16 protein-coding genes are annotated in these 15961 nt (G+C 71.1%); 7 read left to right on the forward strand and 9 right to left on the reverse strand.

Features of this window, described 5'->3' with window-relative positions; translation table 11 throughout:
• Positions 1 to 6: 6 nt before the first annotated feature.
• From AB0M59_RS33680 to AB0M59_RS33700, 5 genes are all read right to left on the reverse strand, one after another.
• Positions 7 to 2322, reverse strand: a complete 2316-nt coding sequence (locus AB0M59_RS33680) for a molybdopterin-dependent oxidoreductase (protein WP_364623519.1) — start codon at positions 2320 to 2322, stop codon at positions 7 to 9.
• Positions 2319 to 3344: an LLM class flavin-dependent oxidoreductase gene (locus tag AB0M59_RS33685; RefSeq protein WP_364623522.1), complete on the reverse strand. Its 1026-nt coding sequence runs from the start codon at positions 3342 to 3344 to the stop codon at positions 2319 to 2321. The genes AB0M59_RS33680 and AB0M59_RS33685 overlap by 4 nt, the downstream gene beginning before the upstream one ends.
• Positions 3341 to 3832: an SRPBCC family protein gene (locus AB0M59_RS33690; protein ID WP_364623525.1), complete on the reverse strand. Its 492-nt coding sequence runs from the start codon at positions 3830 to 3832 to the stop codon at positions 3341 to 3343. Before AB0M59_RS33690 ends, AB0M59_RS33685 begins: the two co-directional genes overlap by 4 nt.
• A gap of 69 nt (positions 3833 to 3901) precedes the next feature.
• A complete protein-coding gene (locus tag AB0M59_RS33695) occupies positions 3902 to 4405 on the reverse strand; it encodes a helix-turn-helix domain-containing protein (RefSeq protein WP_364623528.1) in 504 nt (167 codons plus the stop codon).
• A gap of 56 nt (positions 4406 to 4461) precedes the next feature.
• A complete protein-coding gene (locus AB0M59_RS33700; protein ID WP_364623531.1) occupies positions 4462 to 4851 on the reverse strand; it encodes a cupin domain-containing protein in 390 nt (129 codons plus the stop codon).
• 43 nt (positions 4852 to 4894) lie between these two features.
• Between AB0M59_RS33700 and AB0M59_RS33705 the strand changes: the two genes are divergently transcribed.
• Complete coding sequence (locus tag AB0M59_RS33705) at positions 4895 to 5860, forward strand: helix-turn-helix domain-containing protein (protein ID WP_364623534.1); 966 nt, start codon at positions 4895 to 4897, stop codon at positions 5858 to 5860.
• On the opposite strand, the gene AB0M59_RS33710 is transcribed toward AB0M59_RS33705, so the two are convergent.
• A complete protein-coding gene (locus AB0M59_RS33710) occupies positions 5817 to 6431 on the reverse strand; it encodes a TetR/AcrR family transcriptional regulator (RefSeq protein WP_364623537.1) in 615 nt (204 codons plus the stop codon). The two genes, AB0M59_RS33705 and AB0M59_RS33710, sit on opposite strands and share 44 nt — an antisense overlap.
• Positions 6432 to 6494: 63 nt before the next feature.
• Between AB0M59_RS33710 and AB0M59_RS33715 the strand changes: the two genes are divergently transcribed.
• From AB0M59_RS33715 to AB0M59_RS33725, 3 genes are all read left to right on the forward strand, one after another.
• The gene (locus tag AB0M59_RS33715) at positions 6495 to 6956 is read left to right on the forward strand and encodes a GNAT family N-acetyltransferase (RefSeq protein ID WP_364623540.1); all 462 of its coding nucleotides are present in this window, start codon (positions 6495 to 6497) and stop codon (positions 6954 to 6956) included.
• Between the two features lie 131 nt (positions 6957 to 7087).
• Positions 7088 to 8020, forward strand: coding sequence for a hypothetical protein (locus tag AB0M59_RS33720; protein WP_364623543.1), 933 nt, complete (start codon positions 7088 to 7090; stop codon positions 8018 to 8020).
• Between the two features lie 439 nt (positions 8021 to 8459).
• The gene (locus AB0M59_RS33725; protein ID WP_364623546.1) at positions 8460 to 8786 is read left to right on the forward strand and encodes a hypothetical protein; all 327 of its coding nucleotides are present in this window, start codon (positions 8460 to 8462) and stop codon (positions 8784 to 8786) included.
• Here the strand turns inward: AB0M59_RS33725 and AB0M59_RS33730 are convergent.
• The 3 genes from AB0M59_RS33730 to AB0M59_RS33740 form a co-directional block, all read right to left on the reverse strand.
• A complete protein-coding gene (locus AB0M59_RS33730; RefSeq protein WP_364623548.1) occupies positions 8775 to 9599 on the reverse strand; it encodes a DMT family transporter in 825 nt (274 codons plus the stop codon). The two genes, AB0M59_RS33725 and AB0M59_RS33730, sit on opposite strands and share 12 nt — an antisense overlap.
• Positions 9599 to 10105 carry a MarR family transcriptional regulator gene (locus tag AB0M59_RS33735; protein WP_364623550.1) on the reverse strand — a complete coding sequence of 169 codons (507 nt, stop codon included), beginning with the start codon at positions 10103 to 10105 and terminating at the stop codon, positions 9599 to 9601. The genes AB0M59_RS33730 and AB0M59_RS33735 overlap by 1 nt, the downstream gene beginning before the upstream one ends.
• Positions 10106 to 10273: 168 nt before the next feature.
• Positions 10274 to 11758, reverse strand: coding sequence for an FGGY-family carbohydrate kinase (locus AB0M59_RS33740; RefSeq protein ID WP_364623553.1), 1485 nt, complete (start codon positions 11756 to 11758; stop codon positions 10274 to 10276).
• Positions 11759 to 11853: 95 nt separating this feature from the next.
• Here AB0M59_RS33740 and AB0M59_RS33745 point away from each other — a divergent pair, with 95 nt between their 5' ends.
• The 3 genes from AB0M59_RS33745 (at position 11854) to AB0M59_RS33755 (ending at position 15949) form a co-directional block, all read left to right on the forward strand.
• The gene (locus AB0M59_RS33745) at positions 11854 to 12861 is read left to right on the forward strand and encodes a LacI family DNA-binding transcriptional regulator (protein WP_364623556.1); all 1008 of its coding nucleotides are present in this window, start codon (positions 11854 to 11856) and stop codon (positions 12859 to 12861) included.
• A 146-nt stretch (positions 12862 to 13007) separates the two neighbouring features.
• Positions 13008 to 14369, forward strand: a complete 1362-nt coding sequence (locus AB0M59_RS33750) for an MDR family MFS transporter (protein ID WP_364623558.1) — start codon at positions 13008 to 13010, stop codon at positions 14367 to 14369.
• A gap of 83 nt (positions 14370 to 14452) precedes the next feature.
• Complete coding sequence (locus AB0M59_RS33755) at positions 14453 to 15949, forward strand: alpha/beta hydrolase (RefSeq protein ID WP_364623560.1); 1497 nt, start codon at positions 14453 to 14455, stop codon at positions 15947 to 15949.
• The last annotated feature ends 12 nt before the right edge of the window (positions 15950 to 15961 follow it).

Genomic DNA, 15961 nt, shown 5'->3' on the forward strand with positions numbered 1-15961 from the left:
GAAACGCTAAGACCGTCCACTCGCGACGGTCTCGCGGACGCGCGCGCTGTCCGACTCGGCCCGGGCCCGTTCCTCTTCTGTCGCGGGCTCCAGGCGCGCCGGGACGTCCTTGTGGTGCGGGGTGCCCGCGATCGGGTCGCGGTCGAGGGCGTCCGTCAGCAGGTTGATCCGCGGGCCGCTGACCACGCGCCTGCCGTGCGCGTCCGGGTGCGCCATGCCGTAGCCGTGCGGCAGCGAAAGCTGGCCCGGCCGCAGCCCCGGATCGGCTTCCGCGCGGACGACGACGCGACCGGCCGGCGTCACGACCGCCACCCAGTCGCCCGGCGAAGCGCCGACCGATTCCAGCTCTTCCGGACGCGCTCGCAGCGCACCGTCCGGATCCGTGCGGCGCCAGCGCGGGTCCCGCAAGATCTGGTTCGCGTTGTGCGCGCGGCGCTGGCCGTTGATCAGCGAGAACGGGAACGCCGGGTCGGGCCGCTCCGAAGCCGGGTCGAGCGACGAGAGCCAGTCGAGCAGCTCCGGCACGGCCAGCCGGACCCGCGAGCGGCGCATCAGGCTCCACACTTCGTCCTGCTCGTGCGTCGAAAACGGCGTCGGACCGGCCAGCACGCGGGCGAACAACTCCTCACCGAGCTGAAGACCCGTCGCAGTGCTCCCCAGAGCGCGCTGCACCGGCACGGTCATCGTCTTCGCCGCGCGGTGACAACCGGCCCACAGCGGCGCGATCGACGCCGCGCCGTCGGGCAGGGACGCGCCCAGCGTCCGATAGAGCAGCACCGGCAGGATCGCGGACCGCTCCGGCATCGCCTGGACCAGCGCGCCGATCCCCGCCTGCACCTCTTCACGCGGCCCGGCGGCCAGCGACGCGAGGACGTCGGACGGCGGCAGCACGCCCAGCGCGTCGAACAGCCGCGTGTAGATCTCGGCCTCGACGAGCGTGCCCGGCAGCGGGTCCAGCAACGGCGGCCGCAGCTGGAAGTAGTTCGTCGGCCACTCGAAGGTGAAGAGCGTGAACTCCCACTTTTCGTGCTGGGACGCCGCCGGCAGCACGTATTCCGCCAGCGCGGCGGTCTCGGTGTAGGCGACGTCGACGACCACGGACAGCTCGGCCTCCCGCACCGCCCGCTCGACCTCCCGCGTGCCCGCGAAGGTGTTGGCCGGGTTGGACGACTCGACCCACAGCGCACGCACGCGGTTCGGGTGGTCGGTGAGGATCTCCTCGGCCAGCGTGTTCGCCGGCAGCAGGCCGCCGATGTACTCGAACCCGGTGACCTCGGACCGCTGCCCGCTCGTCGAGCCCCACAGCGGCAGCAGCCACGAGTGCAGGTTGTTCGTGCCGCGCCGGCCGAAGTGCCCGGTGACCAGGTACACCAGCTTCTCGAGGTAGCTGTTGAGCGTCGAGTGCCGGCCCTGCTGGATACCCAGCTCGACGCGCACGGTCATCGCCGTCGCCGCCAGGATCAGGTCGACCGCCTTCTCGACGTCCACACGGGACACTTCCGTGTGCGCGATCCACTCGTCCACCGGAATCTTCCCGAGCACGGCGGCGACCTCGTCGAAGCCTTCGGTGCGCGTCGCGAGGAACTCCTCGTCGACGCCCCCGCGTTCGAGCACCAGCGCCAGGATCGCGCCCAGCAGGTAGGCGTCGGTGCCGGGGCGCAGCGGCAGGTGCAGGTCGGCGATCTCCGCGGTCTCGGTGCGCCGCGGGTCGATCACGATCATCCTGCGCGCGGGATCGTTCTTGATCGTGTTGAGCGCGTGCCGCGCGTTGCTGAACCCGTGGGCCTGCCAGGGGTTGCAGCCGAGCACGACCAGCAGGTCGCAGTGCTCGACGTCCTCGGCGGTGTGCACGAGCGTCGAGCCGAACAGCTGCCCGTTGACCCAGAAGTCGCCGGTCTTCTCCTGCGACAGCGCGTTGAAGTGGCGCGTCGAGTTCATCCACTTCAGCAGCGACGCGCCGTACGCACCGCCGGAGTGGTTGCCCTGGCCACCGCCGCCGACGTAGGCGAACGAGCCCGGCCGGCCCGCCGCGGTGTCGGCGTCCCGGATCGCGCGCAGCTTCGCGGCGATCTCGGTGAGCGCGGTGTCCCAGTCGATGGCCTCGTGGGTGCCGTCGGGACGCCGGCGCAGCGGCGTCGTCAGCCGGTCTTCGTGGTCGCCGTACCAGGTCAGGCGCTGCGCCTTCTGGCACAGGTACCCGCCCGAGCGCGGGTGCGCCTTGTCGCCGCGGACGCGGGTGATCTTCCGCCCGTCGAGCTGCACTTCCAGCCCGCAGTTGAGGTAGCAGAGGCTGCACGCGGTGCGGTGCCAGTCGCTGGTCATATCAGCTCCAATGCCCGACCGAGCGTCGTGAGGCGCGCTTCGAGCGTTTCGCCGGCCGGGTACAGCCGGACCGTGTCGATGCCGGTGTCGCGCCAGACGCGCAGCCGGGCGCGGACCATCTCTTCGGTGCCGATCAGCGTCGTGCCGAGCACCATCTCGTCGGTGACGAGCGCGGTCGCGCCGTCGCGGTCGCCGGCCTGCCAGCGCTCGCGGACTTCGGCGGCGACGTCCGCCCAGCCCTGGCGGCTGTAGGCGTTGTTGTAGAAGTTCGTGGTGGCCGAGCCCATGCCGCCGAGGCTGAAGGCCAGCTCCTTCTTGCGGCTGCCGACCATGACGCGCAACTCGTCCTCGTTGTCGGCGAAGGCGACTTCGGCGCCCTGGCAGACGTCGATGTCCTCGCGTGTGCGGCCCGACTTCGCGAGTCCGGCGTCGAGGTGGCTGAAGTACGCGTCGGCGCCTTCGGGGACGAAGCTGGTGCCGAGCCAGCCGTCCGCGACCTCGCCGGTGAGCTCCAGGAGCTTCGGCGACAGCGTCGCGAGGTAGATCGGGATGTCCGGGTTCGGCGTGGTGGACAGTCGCATCGGCCGTGCCTCGCCGGGCAGCGGGATCTCGAACGCCTTGCCGGAGAACGAAATCTTCTCCCCGGCGAAAGCCTGGCGGATGATCTCGACGGTTTCCCGCATCCGCGTCAACGGCTTCGCGAACGGGACGCCGTGCAGTCCTTCGACCACTTGCGGCCCGGACGGGCCCAGGCCCAGGGCGAACCGGCCGCCGGACAGGTCGGCGAGCGTCAACGCGGCCTGCGCGATCGCGACCGGCGTGCGCGTGCCGAGCTGGATGATGCCCGACCCGAGCTGGATGCGATCGGTGCGGGCGGCGAGGTAGCCGAGCGCGGACGGCGCGTCCGAGCCCCAGGCTTCGGCGACCCAGCAGACGTCGAGGCCGAGCTTTTCCGCCTCCAGCACGAAGTCCAGCGTCGTGCGCGAATCCTTCGAGAACTCGACGGTCGTCGCGGTCCTCACCGGGTTTCCACCCGCTCCTTGATCGCGGCGAGGTTGCCGGTCATCGCGGCTTCGAACTCCCGCAGCCGCACGAAGACGATCTTCTGTTCCTTCTCGGGCATGCGGTCGATGGCGAACGACAGCCCGGACCGGCCCGGGCCCATCTGCATCCACTGCGACAGCCGGGTGCCGCCGTCGGCGGGTTCGAGGGTGAACTTCCAGACCGAACTCGGCTCGGCCGGATCCTGCACCGCCCAGGCGAACACGCGCGGCTCTTCGCACTCGACGACGTACGAAGTCGTCTCCCACTCGCCGAACGCGTCGTGCTTGCTGCGGCCGATGAACGTGCGACCGGCCTCGCACCATTCGACGGACTGCAGTTCGGCGCTCAGCGAAGGCATCAGTGCGATGTCGGAGACGACCCGCCAAACGTCCTCGGGGGCGGCGGCGATCCAGGTCGAGACCTCGGCCGTCGGCTTGTCCGCGTACCGCGCGCCTGTCCACTCCATCGTGGTCGCCAATCCTCTCGGTGAGCTTCTGACCACGATAGTTGCGTAGATAGACCTACGCTGTCAACGTCACTCCTGCCGCGCGAACCGCGCTTCGACGTCCGGCCGCTGCGCCAGCCGCGGCGGGAAGCCCGGACCGCGGCGCATCCGCGTCTCGTCCGGCGTCATCGGCTCGCCGCACTCCGCGCAGACGATTTCGGCGTGGGTGTCGTGCCCGCAGGCGGCGTGGTGCACGGTGATCGGCGGGCCGGCTTCGCTCGAGAGCCACTTGTCGCCCCAGTGCGTCATGGCGAGCAGCACGGGGTAGAAGTCGCGGCCCTTCTCGGTGAGGACGTAGTCGTAGCGCACCGGCTCGGTCTGGTAGGCGACCTTCTCCAGCAACCCCTCGTCGACCAGCCGCTTGAGCCGGTCGGCGAGGGTGTTGCGCGCGATGCCGAGCGCCTGCTGGAACTCGTCGAAGCGGCGGACGCCGTAGAAGGCGTCACGCAGCACGAGCGGGGTCCACCAGTCCCCCAGCAGGTCCATGGTGCGCGCGATCGAGCACGGCCACTGCGCGAAGGAGGTCCGTTTCATGCGGCCGAGGGTACGCCGTTTTCCAGAAGGACTCAGCAGGTCAGCCGCAGGGTCGGCTAGATCAGGTGCCCCGTGGTGACGTCGACGTGGTCCGGCACTTCGTCGTGCTCGTCGCCGACCGAGAGCGTCCCCGCCGGTTCCACCAGGAGCACGCTCGCGCCCGTCTTCGACGACGGCTTGTGGAACGTCCCCTTCGGCACCACGAACACCTGGCCGCGGGACAGCGTCACCACCCGCTCGTCCGGGTCGCGCAGGCCGATCTCGATCTCGCCGTCGAGGACCAGGAAGAACTCGTCGGTGTCCTCGTGGACGTGCCAGACGTGCTCGCCGTCGAAGCGGGCGAGGCGGATGTCGTAGTCGTTGACGCGGGTGACGATCCGCGGGCTCCAGGCGGCGTCGAAGCTCGCCAGGACTTCGTTCAGGTCGATCGGGTTCATGCCGACCATCGTGGACCTGGTGTTTCGGCGGCACGAGTGCTAGGAATCGCACATGCCGCAAGAATTCTCTCACCGGGTCGTGGCGATCGTGACCGCGGAGTCCAACCCCTTCGAGATGGGCGTCGCGACCGAGCTGTTCGGGCTGCGGCGGCCCGAGCTGGACCGGCCCTGGTACGACTTCACGCTCTGCTCGGCCACCCCGGACGTGCGGATGAACCTCGGCATGTTCACGCTCACCGGGGTCGCCGGGATCGAGGCCGCCGACACCGCCGACACGCTGATCGCGCCGGCCCGGCCGGACACCGGCGTGGCGACCGATCCCGCGGTCGTCGCGGCGATCCGCCGGGCCGCGGACCGGGGCGCCCGGCTCGTCAGCTTCTGCACCGGCGCGTTCGCGCTCGCCGAAGCCGGCGTGCTCGACGGCAGGCGGGCGACCACCCACTGGCAGTGGGCCGCCGAGTTCGCTTCGCGATTCCCCAAGGTGCGCTGGGAGCCGGACGTCCTGTTCGTCGACGAGGGCGACGTCCTCACCGCGGCCGGCAGCGCGGCCTCGCTCGACCTCGGCCTGCACCTCATCCAGCGCGACCACGGCGCCGAAGTCGTCAACGCGGTCAGCCGCCGGCTGGTGTTCACCGGCCACCGCGACGGCGGGCAGCAGCAGTTCATCGCGCGGCCGGTGCCGGAGGTGCCGGACACCTCGCTCGCCCCGGTGCTCGCCTGGGCGCTGGGCCGCCTCGACCAGCCCCTGACGGTCGCCGACCTGGCGACGCGCGCGGCGGCCAGCCCGGCGACGCTGCACCGGAAGTTCCGCGCGGAGCTGGGCACGACACCGCTGGCGTGGCTGACGACCGAGCGCGTGACGCTCGCCTGCCGCCTGATCGAGCGCGGCGAGCTGCGGCTGGACCGGGTGGCGTCGGCGAGCGGGTTCGGGACGGCGGCGAACCTGCGCCTGCAGCTGCGCCGCCACACCGGCCTCAGCCCGAGTGCCTACCGCCGCCGCTTCGGTCCGGCGGCTTGAGCTCCGCCAGCGCCTTCGAGAGCGCGGCCCGCCGCACCTCCGCCGGGTAGGCCACCGGGTCGGCCGCGACCAGCACGTTCAGCCCTTCGACCAGCGACACCAGGCTCTTCGTCGCCAGCTCGAGCCGGTCGTCCGTCCACTTCGGACAGCACGCGGCGACCAGGCGGCGCACCCGGGCGAGGAACGAGCGGTTCGCCGCCCGGTGCCGTTCGGCGAGGTCGTAGTCCGCCAGTGCCGCGGCCAGGAACCCGACCCAGACGCGGGACTCCTCGCGGTCGGCGTCGCCGTCGGAACCACAGTCGAGCACCGCTTCCAGGGCACCGAACGCGTCAGGACTCGCGGCTTCGGCGGCGTCCGCGCGGACGGCGGTGCGGTCGTAGAGCAGGTCGCGCGCGTGCAGCAGCAGCGCCTTCTTCGTCGGGAACGCGTGCATCACCAGGCCGGTCGTGCAGCCGGCGCGCTCGGCGACCGCGCGCAGGGTCAATCCCGGCAGGCCGCTGTCGGCGAGGACCTCCCAGGTCGCGTTCGACAGCAGCTCGCGCTGCGCCTGGACGTCACGCTGCTTCGGCACGGAACCTCCTTTCCGGGAAGCGTAACAGCTGCTACGGTAACGCTTGTTACGGAAAGGAGCGCTGTGCCGACCACCATCGAAATCACGGCCGTGACCTGGGACGATCCCGACGCCGTCCGGCTGCGTGCGGCCCAGCGCACCGAACTGGACGCGCGCTACGGCACCGACGACCACGAGCCCGGCGCGATGCCGACCGCCGAGTCCGTCGCGGTGTTCCTCGTCGCGCGCGACGCCGGCGGGACAGCCCTGGGCTGCGGCGGGCTCCGCCTGCTCGGGCCGGGTTCGGGCGAGGTCAAGCGCATGTACGTCGAGCCGGCGGCCCGGGGCACCGGCGTCGCGACCGCCCTGCTGCGCGCGCTCGAAGACCGCGCGCGCGACTTCGGCATCGCCCGGCTCCTGCTCGAGACGGGCACCGGGCAGCCGGACGCGATCCGCTTCTACCAGCGCGAAGGCTACGAACCCATCGAGGCTTACGGGCCGTACGCGGGCGAACCGCTCTCGCGCTGCTTCGCCCGCGACCTGTGATCGGATTTCCGATGGCCACTCCAGCCTGAGCTATTGGTGGCCGGGGGCACACCGGGCCTACCGTCGGAGGCACGGCGATCTGGGGTTCTTTTCGCCGTTCCCTTCACGCCTTCACAAAAACGGAGTTTCGCTTGCGCATCAAGCAGATCGGCGTCGTGCTGGCCACGGCCGCCGCCTTCGTCCTGCCGGCCGCACCCGCACTGGCGGCGCCGAGGATCGTTCCCCTCGACCTCGCCGCCGGGCAGCAGCCGGAGAACATCGCCCTGGAGCCCGACGGCTCAGCCGACCTCACTTTCGCCTACACCGGCGAAATCGGCCGGGTCACGCCCGGCGGACGGGTGAGCGTCATCGCCCGCATCCCGGTGCCCGAAGACGGCGACGTCCCGGTGGTCCACAAGAGACTGTTCCTCGGCGGCATCGTCCGGGCCCCCGGTGGCGACCTGTACGTCGCCGTCTCGACCGGCACCGCGGCGACCGGCCTCTACCGCGTTCGCCCCGGCGCCGCGCCGGTCCAGGTGGCCGCCCTGCCGCCGGCCGGGTTCCAGAACGGCGTCGCGCGCGACCCGTCCACCGGCGACTTCTTCGTCGCCGACTCGTTCGACTCCACGGTCTGGCGAGTCTCTCGAGGGCGCGTCACCGCCTTCGCCACCGGCGAGCTGCTCGCCCCGGTGAGCGGCTTCGGCGCCAACGGGATCAAGGTCCACGCCGGCGCGGTCTGGGTGTCCAACCTGGACCGCGGCACGCTGGTCCGGTTCCCGCTGGCCGGCGGGCCCGGCCGGGTCGTCGCGACCGGCCTCGGGCCGGTCGACGACTTCGCCTTCCACGGCGACACCGTCGTCGCCGCGATCAACCAGGAGAACCGCGTGGTCACGGTCGGCCATGACGGCACTCGCACGATTCTGTCCACATCGGACGGATTGGCCAACCCTACGGCGGTCGCCGTCCGCGACGACACGGTGTACGTCACGGACGGCGCCTACTTCGGCGGGTCGCCGAACCTCCTTCGGACGAAGCTGGCGGCGAACACGTGCGGGGCCAAGTTCGACGGCGGCGTCGTCGAGTAGGCCGGTCCGGGGGTCGTTGACGAGTATCGCGATTTGCATCATGCAAATTGCAGACCTGCGCCGACCCTCACGCTGCGCACCCGGATGATCACCGGTCGAACGTCCACAGTGCACAGTCGAGCCCTTCCGATGACGTTCCACGGATTCACCGGCGGCCCATTTCGGTGAATATTCAAATGCGCGACTCATGATCGGCACGTGCATCCGCACGCGAGCGGTGCACGCTCGACGTCGTGAACCTCGGCAGACCGGAGAAATGGTTGCTGTGCGCCAAATCCGCCGGTATGTTTGCGCCGTCCCCGGAGAGCCGGCATCGGTCGCGGGGGTTCGCGCTGCTCGGTCGCGGTGGGGAGGCCGTCCCGGGATAGCGCTTTCCGGTGGATGGGTCACCACCGGGGAGCAGGAGGGAAGCGGTGCTTTGGCGTATTCGGGGACGGTCATGGACGACCGCGTGACCGAGCCGTACCTGGTCGGTCAAGCAGCCATCGCGGGTGAGCTGCAACGCGGCAAGTGGTGCGTCTACCTGCACGAATGGCTCGGCGACGAACACGATCTCGCCACTTGGCGCGCCGACGTGGCCACGCACGCGGCGGAGTCCGGCGTCGAGGTGTGCTTCGTGGAGATCCCGCGCAAGGACATGACGCTCGTGGCCAACGTGCACGCACTGCCGACGTTCGAGCAGGTCACGCAGTCCGTGGCGGCGCTGGAGCACCACCGGAGCACGGTCGCGGGCCGCCGGCGGCGATTCCGCTGGTCAGCCGAGTGACACGAGCGCGATCGCCGCGCCGGCGCCGAGCAAGCCGGCCACCTGGGCGCGGCTCAGCCGTTCGCGCAGGAAAACCAGCGCCAGGAGCACCGGCACAGCGGGGTAGAGCGCGGCCAGCACGGTGGCGACCGCGAGCAGCTGGTGCTGCGCGGCGATCAGGTAGAGGACGATCGCCGCACTGCCGCACGCCCCGGCGAACGCGGCCGGTCCGAGCAACCGGACCGGTAGCCGCCACGGCGCCCGCGTCGCGGCGACCAGGCCGGCGATGGCCACGACCGACACCGCACGGCTGACCACGACCGGCCAGAAACCGGCTTCGGCCGGGATCCGCGACAGCGCGACGAACTGCACCGCGAACCCGAGCCCGGCGACGAAGGCGTCCGGGATGCCCGCCGCGGTGCGTTCTTCGCGCGCCCCGCGGGAGACCAGCCACAACGCCGGGATGGCGCAGCAGACCCCGGCGATGGCGACGGGCGAAAGCCGTTGCCCCAACAGGAGCAGTCCGAAGAGGACCGGAAGCACCACGGCGGCGACGTCGCTCGCGGGCACGACAAGGCTCATCGCACCCTTGCCCATGGCGCGGTAGAGGAAGGCGACGCCTACGCCGGTACCGGCCCCGGAGAGCGCACCCCACCCGAGCGCGGCCGCCGTCGGCGTGCCGGAGCCGATCGCCAGCGGGATGGTGACGGCGGTGCCCGCGATCTGAGCGTAGAGCGAAACAGTCATCCCAGGCGCCCGACGGGACGCCAGCCCGCTCACGAAGTGCGTGATCCCGAAGCACAGGGCCGAGACGAGCGCGAGGACGTTCCCCATCAGGACCTCCCTGCCTCGCCGACGGGACAGATCTTCTGGTTCGCGACGCAGCCGGGGCGGTCGCAGAGCCTGCACATGAGGTCGCCTTCGCGGACTTCGTCGTGAAGGCCGCGAAGCAGCTGTTCCAGCACGGGTTCGAGCTTTGCGTTGTCCGGCACGGCATGCAGGGCTGTCACCAGGACTTCTTGCCGCGCTTCGAGAGCCCGTTTCGCGGCGGCGCGCCCCTCCGGCGTGAGCACCACGGCGACGGCGCGGCCTTGTCTGCTTTGGCGCTCGACGAGGCCGCGGGCTTCGAGCTGATCGAGCATGCGAGCGGAGGCAGGCTGGCTGAGCCCGATCCGCCGGCCGAGCTCGGTGCCGCCGAGCCCGGAAAACTCGGCGAGGACGACCAGTGCGGCGGTCCCACTAAGGCTGGCCCCGGCTGCCGCTACCGCGGCGGCGGTCATGCGGTCGGACAGGTTGAGAACCGTCGCGCCGAGAAGGTTCGCCAGCCGGGATTCATGCATCACTCATGCATAACACGTCGCCTCGCGAAGGACAAGTCGACTTGGTCCACAGGCCGGCCGTGATGTGGACAAACAGGCCCGGCTACGTCCTTTTCCGGCACCTTGTCGGACGGCCCCGATACACTGGGTGCGGGGCCGGACCCCCGGAGAGGGCGGGGGCTGCCCTGGTCAGGGCGTCGCCGCGCGCTGCTGCTCCGCCAGGAAGTGCGCCGTCTCCGCCGTCGCCTCGTACAACTTCCGGTAGTGCCGGTAGAACTCCTCGTACCGCTCACGATTCCCCGGGTCCGGCGTCACCGTCGCGGCGATCGGGTTCCCGCGAGGGGCATCCATCCCCACCGCCTCCGCCGCGAGCAACGCGTCCCCCAGACACGCGCCGATCGTCTCCGCCGGGATCTGCTGCGGCAGCCCGGTCACGTCCGAGACGATGCGCGTCCACAACCCGCCCTTCGTCCCCCCGCCGACCGCGACCAGCCGCCCCGCCGCGCCACCCGCGGAAGCCATCGCCTCGAGGTTGTGCCGCACGCCGTAAGCGATCCCCTCCAGAGCGGCACGGTAGATCTCGGCCCGCCCGTGTGACGTCGTGAGCCCGGCGAGCACACCTCGCGCGTCCGGGTCGAACAGCGGCGTCCGCTCGCCCGCGAAGTACGGCAGCAAGAGCAGCCCACGGCTGCCCGCCGGAACCGAAGCCGCCTCCGCCACGAGGTCCGCGAACGAAGCCCCGGCGAGTTTCCGCAGCCAGTCGGTCACCGCACCGGACGTCGCCATGCCGGCCGCCAGCGTGAAACTGCCCGGGACGACTCCGCGCGTACCCCACAGCCCCGGGTGCGGACGCGGTTCCGTCAGCACCTGGACCAGGAACATCGTCGTTCCGTACATCACCATGACATCGCCCGGCGCGCGGACGCCGACGCTCACCGCCTCGGCCCAGGCGTCGACCGTCCCCGCCGTCACCGGCAGCCCCGCGGGCAGCCCGGTCAGCGAAGCCGCGGCCGCGGTGACCTCCCCCGCGACCTCCGTCGGCCACAGCAGTTCCGGCAGCGGCAACCCCGGCGCGACGCGTTCGGCCCAGTCTTCGGCCCACTCGCCGGCGACCAGGTCGTACATCGGCGTGCATTGGCTCGCCGAGTGGTGGTCGAGGACGTACCGGCCGGTCAGCCGGTGCACCAGGAACGAGCTCGCCATCAACAGTTTCTTCGTGCGCGCGTAGACGTCCGGCTCGTGCCGCGCCAGCCAGCGCACCTTCGGCCCGACAGCCTGGCTCGTCAGCGGCGAACCCGCGCGGGCCAGGATCTCTTCCACGCCAAGCTCTTCGTCGAGTGACGCGATCTCCGCGCCCGCCCGGGTGTCGACGCCGTAGAGGATCGCCGGCCGCAACGGGGCGCCATCGGCGTCGGCCGGGAGGAGGCACGGTCCGATGCCGCTGATCCCGAGCCCGGCGAGCGGCCGTCCCTCCGTCGCGCGCAGCAGGTCGGCGACGATTCCGGTGAAGTCCGCCCACCAGACCGTTTCGGCGTCGTGCTCGAACCAGCCCGGACGCGGTGTCGAGACGGCGTGCTCGCGGACCGACCGGGCGAGCACGGCGCCGCCGGGGTCGACCAGTACGCCTTTCGAGCTGGCCGTGCCGATGTCCACGCCGAGCAGCAGTCCCGTCATCCGCCCCTCCACGGACCAAACCGCGGGAAATCGATTACCACCACGCTATGGTGTGCCGTAAGCACTGTCAACGAACACGGCGAACGAGGACGCGGGTGGCGACGATCTCCGACGTGGCGGCGCTGGCCGGGGTCTCGACCGCGACCGTGTCGAGGGCGCTCAACGGCAAGTCCACTGTGGACCCGCTGCTGGCCGAGCGGGTGGCCAGGGCCGTGGAAGAGCTCGGCTACACACCCAACGGCCTGGCGCGCGGCCTGCGCCGCCGCGAGACCGCCGTACTGGCGCTGATCATCTCCGACGTAGAAAACCCGTTCTTCACGGCGATCGCGCGCGGGGTCGAGGACGCGGCGCAGGCCGCGGGGTACTCGGTGATGCTGTGCAATTCCGACGAGAACACGGCCAAGGAACGCCGTTACGTCGAGGTCGCGGCCCAGGAGCGGCTCGCCGGCGTGATCATGTCGCCGACCACGCGCGACAGCGACGTCGGGCCGCTGACCACGCACCGGACGCCGATCGTGACGGTCGACCGCCGCCTCGCCTCGGCCGACTGCGACGCCGTGCTGCTGGACTCCCGCGCCGCCGCGCAGGAAGCCGTGCGGCACCTGGTTTCCCGGGGCTACCAACGGATCGGCTGCATCGCCGGACCGCCAGGCGTCACCACCGCGGACGACCGGCTCGACGGTTACCGCGACGGACTCCGCGCCGCGGGCCGGAAACACTCCGCGAAACTGGTGCGGCGGTGCGAATTCCGCGAAGCCGGCGGTCGCGAAGCCGCGACGCAGCTGCTGACGAATCCCGACCCACCGGACGCGCTCCTGGTGTCCAGCAGCACGATGTCGGTCGGCGTGCTGCAGGTGATGGCGGAGCTGGGCCTGCGGTCCGGCCGCGACGTCGGGATCGTGTCGTTCGACGACGCGCCGTGGGCGACGCTGATCTCGCCGGCGCTGACGGTCGTCGCCCAGCCCGCCCACGCGATGGGCCGGCTGGCCGCCCGCCTCCTGCTCGACCGCATCGGCAACGGCGGTTCCCGCGCGACGACCACCACGACGATGACGGCGCAGCTGATCGTTCGCGGAAGCTCCACACGCGCCACTTTCCCGTGAAAGTGCCGGCTTCACCTTTGGGGACAACCCTGCACGAGTTCACCCGCGGTCGGCGAAACTGTCGGTGCCCTCCGCCAGCGTGGAAAACGGGGGCTGCTCACTCCGAGGTTGACCTCAACCTCGCTTGAGCTTTTACGGTCGAACCCATGACCGCTCCTCCCATCCCCCGCACCGTCTGGATCGCCTCCGGGGTCATGGCCCTCGGCGGCTTCCTCGGCAACATGGACGGCTCGATCGTCGCGGTCGGACTGGAGTCGATGAGACTGCGACTGGGGGTCAGCCTCATCGAGATCCAGTGGGTGGCAACGGCGTTCCTCCTCGGCCTCTCCGCCGCCCTGCCGCTGACACCGTGGCTGGTGAAGAAACTCGGCGCCGGAAGGCTGTGGCTCTGGGCGCTGGGAGCGTTCCTCCTGACGTCGGTGGCCTGCGCCCTCGCGCCGGACGCGGGCACACTCATCGCCTTCCGCACGGTGCAGGGCATGGCCACCGGCGTCATGGTCACCGCCGGGCAGACGGTGATCGGGCTGGCCGTCGGGCCGGAACGGCTGGGCCGCACCATGGGCACGCTGGGGCTCGTCGTCGGGCTGGCGCCGGTCGTCGGGCCGAGCGTCGGCGGCTTCCTGCTCGCGCACTTCTCGTGGCCGGTGCTCTTTTGGCTCAACCTGCCGATCGGGTTGGTCGCCTTCGGCCTGGCGCTGCGGTACGTGCCGCGCGGCGACCGCGGACAGCCGCCGCCGCTGGATTGGCCGGGGCTGCTGCTGGTCTCGCTCGGCCTGCCGTTGCTGGTCTACACGCTCACCGAACTCGACGCCGTGCTCGCGGCCGTCGGCGCCCTCGCGCTCGCGGTGTTCGTCTGGCGTTCGCTGCGCGTGCGGCACCCGGTGCTGAACCTGCGGCTGGCCGCGCGGCCCGTCATGGGCTCGGCGCTGGCGTCCGTCCTGCTGGCCGGCGCCGGGATGTTCGGCGCGGTCCTGTTGCTGCCGCTGTGGTTCCAGGTCCGGCTCGGCGCCGGGCCGGCCGAGGCCGGTGTCCTGCTCGCACCGATGGGCCTGGCCACCACGGTGTTCGTGCTCGTGGCCGGACGGCTGACCGATCGTTACGGCGGCGGCACCGTCTCGCTCACCGGTTCGGTGGTGGTGCTGGCCAGTACCGTCCCGCTACCTTGGCTCGGCCCGGACGCCCCGATGTGGCTGATCCAGGCGTTGCTCGTGGTCCGCGGCGCGGGACTCGGGCTGTCGATCATGCCCGCGTCGACGGCGGCGTACGCGTCGGTCGCGGCGAGCGAACTGGGCCACGCGACAGCGTTGGTCAACATCGTGATGCGCGTCGGTGGCGCGGCCGGAGGCGCGTTGTGCGTGATCGTGTTGTCGCGCGGCCTCACCACCGGCCCGGCGACCGGGTTCGGCTGGGCGTTCGGGGTGCTGGGAATGATTTGTGCGCTCGGCACGGTGGCCGCCGGCCGGCTCCGGCACGCCGAGCGTTCGTCCACAGTGGACGTCACGGGGTGATTCACCAGGGAACCTGGCGCGATCACCGGTTTGGTGATTTCCTGGAGCCGATCAACCACTGTCGGTAAGGGGAAGGGCTGACGATGTCGGGGGTATCGAAGCGGCTGGTGACGGCCGCGGCAGCAGCGGCGGTACTGGGGAGCGTGCTGACCGCGTCACCGGCGTCGGCCACCCCCACGATCGATTGGCAACCGTGCGCGGACGCGCCCGGGGTGGACTGCGGCGCGGTGACCGTGCCGATCGACTGGGCGCACCCGGACCGCGGCACGGCGAGCATCGCGCTCGCCCGGCGCAAGGCGACGGATCCGCAGGCGCGCATCGGGTCGGTCCTGATGGACCCCGGCGGTCCCGGCGGGCCGGGCGCCGGCGAGGTCAAGGGCGGCTGGTCGCTCTCGCCGGAGATCACCAAGCGCTTCGACACCGTGGGCTTCGACCCGCGAGGCGTCGGCGACAGCACGCAGATCAAGTGCGGGCTCGACGAAGTCATCGCCGACCACCCGCAGGTTCCGCGCAACCAGGCCGAGTTCGACCAGCTCGCGGCGTACAACCGGAAGCTCGGCGAAAGCTGCAACCGCCTTTCCGGGCCGCTGGGGCAGTTCGGTGACACCGAGAGCGTCGCGCGGGACATGGACGCCATCCGCGCCGCGCTCGGCGAGAAGAAGCTGACGTACTACGGGGTTTCGTACGGCACGCTGATGGGCCAGCAGTACGCCGAGCTGTTCCCGGACAAGGTCCGCGCACTCGTGCTGGACAGCAACATGGACCACTCGCAGCACACGGCGTTCGAGTTCCTCAACAGCGAAACCCAGTCGGTGCAGGCGGAGTTCGGCGAGTTCGTGGCGTGGTGCGGCCGGACGCCAAGCTGCGCGCTGCACGGCCGGGACGTCTCGAAGCTGACCCGCGACCTGCAGGACAAGGCCGCGCGCGGGGAGCTGAAAGACCCGCAGAGCGGCGAAGTCGTCACGCCGCTTTCGCTCGCGGGGATGTTCCAGGGCTCCTTCTACGGTCCGAGCTGGGATCGGCTCGCGACGGTCCTCAAGTCCTTCGCGGACGGCACCCCGCCCGCCGCGTCGACGCAGCTGAAAGAGGACATCCCGGTCACCACCGTGTTCCAGAGCGTGTTCTGCGACGACTGGCGCATGCCGGTGCACAACTACGCCGAACTCGAGGCCTACCGGAGGACGGCCGCGGCCTTCGCGCCGGATGTGAAGGTCAACTCCCTGGGCTGGCAGGCGGTCACCGGCTGCATCGGCTGGCCCAACCGGGCTGGCAACCCGCAGCACCCGCTGCAGGTGCACGGCGCGCCGCCGCTGCTGATGCTGAGCAGCAAGTACGACCCGGCGACGCCGTACGCGTGGTCGCAGACCGCGGCCCGGCAGAGCGGCAGCACGCTGCTCACCTACGACGGCTGGGGCCACGGCGCCTACTCCAAGAACAGCCAATGCGTGATCAAGGCGACCGACGACTACCTGATCAGCGGAAAACTCCCGGCACGCGGCACGCACTGCGCCGCGGTCGAGCCGGGCACGGCCGAAGCCCGGATCGCCGGGCCGAAACCGCCGTCGACGATCGGCTTCTGACGCTTCCGTCGC

The sequence above is a fragment of the Amycolatopsis sp. NPDC051371 genome (assembly GCF_040682155.1).
GTDB lineage: Bacteria > Actinomycetota > Actinomycetes > Mycobacteriales > Pseudonocardiaceae > Amycolatopsis.

Bases quoted from the DNA above. Each gene is read 5' to 3' on its own strand.
- AB0M59_RS33680 (WP_364623519.1), bottom strand. From the start codon at position 2,322: ATGACCAGCGACTGGCACCGCACCGCGTGCAGCCTCTGCTACCTCAAC.
- AB0M59_RS33735 (WP_364623550.1), bottom strand. From the start codon at position 10,105: ATGCATGAATCCCGGCTGGCGAACCTTCTCGGCGCGACGGTTCTCAAC.
- AB0M59_RS33730 (WP_364623548.1), bottom strand. From the start codon at position 9,599: ATGGGGAACGTCCTCGCGCTCGTCTCGGCCCTGTGCTTCGGGATCACG.
- AB0M59_RS33700 (WP_364623531.1), bottom strand. From the start codon at position 4,851: ATGGTCGGCATGAACCCGATCGACCTGAACGAAGTCCTGGCGAGCTTC.
- AB0M59_RS33725 (WP_364623546.1), top strand. From the start codon at position 8,460: ATGGACGACCGCGTGACCGAGCCGTACCTGGTCGGTCAAGCAGCCATC.
- AB0M59_RS33695 (WP_364623528.1), bottom strand. From the start codon at position 4,405: ATGAAACGGACCTCCTTCGCGCAGTGGCCGTGCTCGATCGCGCGCACC.
- AB0M59_RS33740 (WP_364623553.1), bottom strand. From the start codon at position 11,758: ATGACGGGACTGCTGCTCGGCGTGGACATCGGCACGGCCAGCTCGAAA.
- AB0M59_RS33690 (WP_364623525.1), bottom strand. From the start codon at position 3,832: ATGGAGTGGACAGGCGCGCGGTACGCGGACAAGCCGACGGCCGAGGTC.
- AB0M59_RS33755 (WP_364623560.1), top strand. From the start codon at position 14,453: ATGTCGGGGGTATCGAAGCGGCTGGTGACGGCCGCGGCAGCAGCGGCG.
- AB0M59_RS33750 (WP_364623558.1), top strand. From the start codon at position 13,008: ATGACCGCTCCTCCCATCCCCCGCACCGTCTGGATCGCCTCCGGGGTC.
- AB0M59_RS33705 (WP_364623534.1), top strand. From the start codon at position 4,895: ATGCCGCAAGAATTCTCTCACCGGGTCGTGGCGATCGTGACCGCGGAG.